The organism is Streptomyces sp. NPDC033221 (genome assembly GCF_055577005.1).
The window spans coordinates 1-4,892 of record NZ_JBVIQN010000088.1; the positions used below are offsets into that span (position 1 = coordinate 1).

General features: G+C 72.4%; 1 pseudogene. It reads right to left on the minus strand.

The features are described 5' to 3' along the window. Positions 1–4,874, minus strand: a pseudogene (locus ACZ53K_RS42585) (type I polyketide synthase); the annotation flags it as partial. Positions 4,875–4,892 lie beyond the last annotated feature (18 nt).

Below are 4,892 nucleotides of genomic sequence, written 5' to 3' on the forward strand. Positions count from 1 at the left end.
GCACCCTCCGCGGCCAGACCGCGCCTGCTGACCAGCAGCAGACTCCGTACCCCATGCTCCGCCACCAGATGCCGGGCCACCGTACGGCCCAGGCCACCCGTACCACCGGTGATCAACACCGTACCGGCCGAGTCCCACGCAACGTCCCGTTGCGCCTGGGCCCTGGCCAGGCGTGGTGCCAGCACCTCACCACCGCGCACCAGCAACTCAGGCTCATCGGTCGCCAGCGCCTGCGGCAGCACCGTCGTATCGGCGTCGCCCTCCAGGTCCACCAAGCCGAAGCGGCCCGGGTTCTCCGACTGTGCCGAGCGCACCAGGCCCCGGACGGCGGCACCCGCGAGGCCCGTGCCCGACACCGCGCCACGGGTCACGAACACCAGACGCGAGCCGGTGAACCGCTCGTCGGCCAGCCACGACTGCACCGTCTCCAGCGCCCAGGCGGTCGCGGCGTGGACGGACTCCACCGTCCCCGAGGTGCCGGTGGGCGGTGTGATCAGGACGCTTCCGACCGAATCGGTCACGGACTCCAGGTCCGCGTACGTCCGCAACGGCTCGCCCTCCGGGCCGGTGCCCGGCTCGACCCGCTCGTCCGGGAGCGGTACGGGAATCCAGTCGACCTTGAAGAGGGCGTCACGGTCGGCGGTACGCACCTGCCCGGCCGCGAGCGGACGTATCACCAGCGACTCCACGGAGGCGACCGGCGCACCGGACGTGTCCGCGATCGCGACCGACATCGTGTTGCCCGCGCCGCGGATACGGACGCGGAGGTGCGAGGCGCCGGAGGCGTGCAGGGTCACTCCGGTCCACGAGAACGGGACTCCGCCCGCTTCGGCGCCGCCCAAGGCCGCCGCGTGCAGCGCCGCGTCGAAGAGGGCGGGGTGCAGACCGTACGCGTCGCCGTCGGTGCCTTCGGGGAGCCCGACCTCGGCGTAGAGGTCTTCGCCCGCCCGCCAGGCCGCCCGCAGGCCCTGGAAGGCCGGTCCGTACGTGAGACCGGCATCGGCGAGGTCGTCGTAGCAGCCCGCCACGTCCACGGGCTGTGCGCCCTTCGGGGGCCATACGGCCGTGTCGAAGGAGGCCACGGTGGCTCCGGTGGTCACCGCGCCGTCGGCGTGCAGCGTCCAGGGGGCCTCGCCCTCCCGCGCGTGGACCGACACCGGCCGGCGGCCCTCTTCGTCGGGTTCGCCGACCCATACCTGTACCTGGATCGCGGCGCCCGAGGCGGGCAGCACCAGGGGCGCGGCCAGCGTCAGCTCCTCCAGCAGGTCACAGCCCACCTCGTCGGCAGCCCGCAGTACGAGTTCCACCAGTGCCGTACCGGGCACGAGTACCGAACCCAGCACCACATGATCAGCCAGCCACGGATGGGACGACACCGACAACCGCCCGGTGAACAGCAGACCACCCGAGCCCGCCAGCTCCACCGCCGCGCCCAGCAACGGATGCCTCGCCGACCCCAGACCCGCGAACCGCACATCCCCCGCACGCACCATCCCGCCCGACGGCCAGAACCGCTCGTGCTGGAACGCGTACGTCGGCAGATCCGCCCATCGCGCACCCGAACCGGCGAACAGCACCGTCCAGTCCACACTCGCACCCCGGGCGTACAGCTCCGCCAGGGCGGCCAGCAGCGTCGTCTCCTCGGGCCGGTCCTTGCGCAGTACGGGAACGAGCACGGGCTCGTCCGGTGCCGACTCCCGGGCCATCGCCGTCAGCACACCGTCCGGGCCGAGCTCCAGGAACCGCGTCGCGCCTTCCGCCCGCAGCGCCCGCACCCCGTCGGCGAAACGTACTGCCTCGCGGACGTGCCGGACCCAGTAATCGGCGTGGGCGAGCTGTTCGGGGTCGGCGAGCCGGCCGGTCAGGTTCGACACGACGGGGATGGCCGGCGTACCGAAGGACAGCCGTGCCACCACCGCGCGGAACTCCTCCAGCATCGGTTCCATGAGCGGTGAGTGGAAGGCGTGCGAGACCCGCAGCCTGCTGGTCTTGCGTCCCTCCTCCTCGAAGTGCGCCGCGATGGCGAGTACCGCGTCCTCGGCACCGGAGACCACGACCGACGACGGACCGTTGACCGCCGCGATCGAAACGCCTTCCACCAAGAGCGGAAGGATTTCCTCCTCCGTCGCCCGGATCGCCACCATGGCCCCGCCCACGGGCAGCTGCTGCATCAGGCGGCCGCGGGCCGCGACCAGCGCGCAGGCGTCCGGGAGGGAGAAGACGCCCGCCACATGCGCGGCAGCGACTTCACCGATCGAGTGTCCCGCCACGAAGTCCGCGCGCACGCCCCACGACTCCGCCAGGCGGTACAGCGCCACCTCGACCGCGAACAGCCCGGCCTGGGCGTAAGCGGTCTGGTTCAGCAGGTCCGCGTCCTCGCCCCACACGACGCCCCGGAGAGGGTGGTCCAGGTGCTCGTCCAGGGCGGCGCACACCGTGTCGAACGCCTCCGCGAACACCGGGTAGCGGCCGTACAGCCCCTCCCCCATGCCCAGGCGTTGCGAACCCTGGCCCGAGAACAGGAACGCCGTCTTCCCCGCGCCGGCCGAGCCTTCCGCCAGACCGGGGTCGGCCTCGCCCGCCGCGAGGGCGGACAGGGCGCGTACCAGTGTGTCGCGGTCCTGGCCCCACACCACCGCACGGTGGGCGAACCTCGCCCTTCCCGTCACCAGTGAGTGGCCGATGTCCCGCGCGGGCAGCGTGTCGCGGGCCGTGGTCAGGGACAGCAGGCGTGCCGCCTGATCGCGCAGCGCGGCCTCGTTCCTGCCGGACAGTACCCACGCCAGCACGCCGGACTCGGCCGCCGGGGTGTCCGGTGCGGTGTCGGCCGCGACCGGTCCGGGCTGGTCTTCGGGCTGTTCCAGGATGACGTGGGCGTTCGTACCGCTGACGCCGAAGGAGGAGACGCCCGCACGGCGCGGCCCGTCGCCCTGCGGCCACTCGGCCGCAGAGGTCAGCAGCTCAACGGCACCGGCACTCCAGTCCACGTGCGACGACGGCTCATCGACATGCAACGTCCGCGGAAGCAGACCGTGGTGCATGGCCTGCACCATCTTGATGACGCCCGCGACACCGGAGGCCGCCTGCGCATGGCCAATGTTGGACTTCACCGAGCCCAGTCGCAGGGGCCGGTCCTCCGGGCGGTCCTGGCCGTACGTGGCGAGCAGCGCCTGGGCCTCGATCGGATCACCCAGCGTCGTACCCGTACCGTGCGCCTCCACCGCGTCGACATCCGCCGCCGACAGACCCGCGCTTGCCAGCGCCTGCCGGATCACCCGCTGCTGCGACGGACCGTTCGGCGCCGTCAGACCATTCGACGCACCATCCTGATTCACCGCGGAACCCCGCACCACCGCAAGCACCCGATGCCCGTGACGACGCGCATCCGACAGCCGCTCCAGCACCAGCATGCCGACGCCCTCGCCCCAGCCGACACCGTCAGCCGCATCGGCGAAGGACTTGCAGCGCCCGTCCGCCGACAGGCCCCGCTGCCGCGAGAAGTCCACGAACGTCGTCGGCGTCGACATCACCGTCACGCCGCCCGCCATGGCCAGCGAGCACTCACCGGACCGCAGCGCCTGCGCGGCCAGATGGAGGGCCACCAGCGACGACGAGCACGCCGTGTCCACCGTGACCGCCGGACCCTCGAAACCGAACGTGTACGACACCCGGCCGGAAGCGATGCTGGCCGCGCTGCCATTGCTCCGGTAGCCCTCGTACTGGTCGCCGACCATGATCTCGCTGTAATCGGTGTACATCATGCCCGCGAAGACGCCCGTACGGCTGCCCCGCAGCGTGGTCGGGTCGATGCCCGCCCGTTCGAGGGCCTCCCATGTCGTCTCCAGCAGCAAGCGCTGCTGCGAGTCGGTGGCCAGCGCCTCGCGGGGGCTCATCCCGAAGAACTCGGGGTCGAAGTCGGCTGCCTCGTGCAGGAACCCACCGGAGCGGGTGTACGAGGTGCCGAGCACCTCGGGGTCGGGGTTGTAGAGCGACTCCACGTCCCAGCCACGGTCGGCCGGGAAGTCCGAGACGGCGTCCGTGCCGTCCGACACCAGCCGCCACAGGTCCTCGGGCGAGGCGACCCCGCCCGGGTAGCGGCAGCTCATCCCGACGATCACCACCGGGTCGTCGGCCACGGCCGCCGTCGTCCGGACCGGCGCCACCTCGTCGGCCGCCGCCTCCGTATCGAACAGCCCGTCCAGCAGGTGGCCTACGAGGGTGCCGGCCGTGGGGTAGTCGAAGACGGCGGTGGCCGAGAGGCGCATGCCCGTCGCCTTGTTGAGCCGGTTGCGCAGTTCGACCCCGGTCAGGGAGTCGAAGCCCAGTTCCTGGAAGGCCCGGTCCGGGTCGACCGTCTCCGGGCTCGCATGGCCCAGTACCACCGCGATCTGGGCGCGCACCAGGTCCAGCAGTGCCTCGCGCCGTTCCACCGCGCCCAGTCCGGACAGGCGCCCCGCCAGGCCGGCGGCCGCGGCCGAGCCGGCGACGGCCGACCGCCGGGAGCGGGTCCTGATCAGGCCGCGGAGCAGCGGGGGGATGTCTCCTTGCTCGCGCAGGGCCGCCAGGTCGAAGCGGACGGGGAGCGCCGTGGGTTCGGTGCCGCCGAGTGCGGCGTCGAAGAGGGCGAGACCTTCCTCGGCGGACAGCGGCGGCATCCCCTGACGGGCGATGCGCTGGATGTCGGCCTCGGTGAGAGTGCCGGTCATACCGCTGTCCTGCGACCACGGGCCCCAGGCCAGGGACACCGCCGCCAGGCCCGCCGCGTGCCGGTGCTGGGCCAGGGCGTCGAGGAAGGCGTTGCCCGCCGCGTAGTTCGCCTGACCGGGACTGCCGATCGTGCCGGCCACGGACGAGAACACCACGAACGCATCCAGAGCCGGAGACAGGGCCCG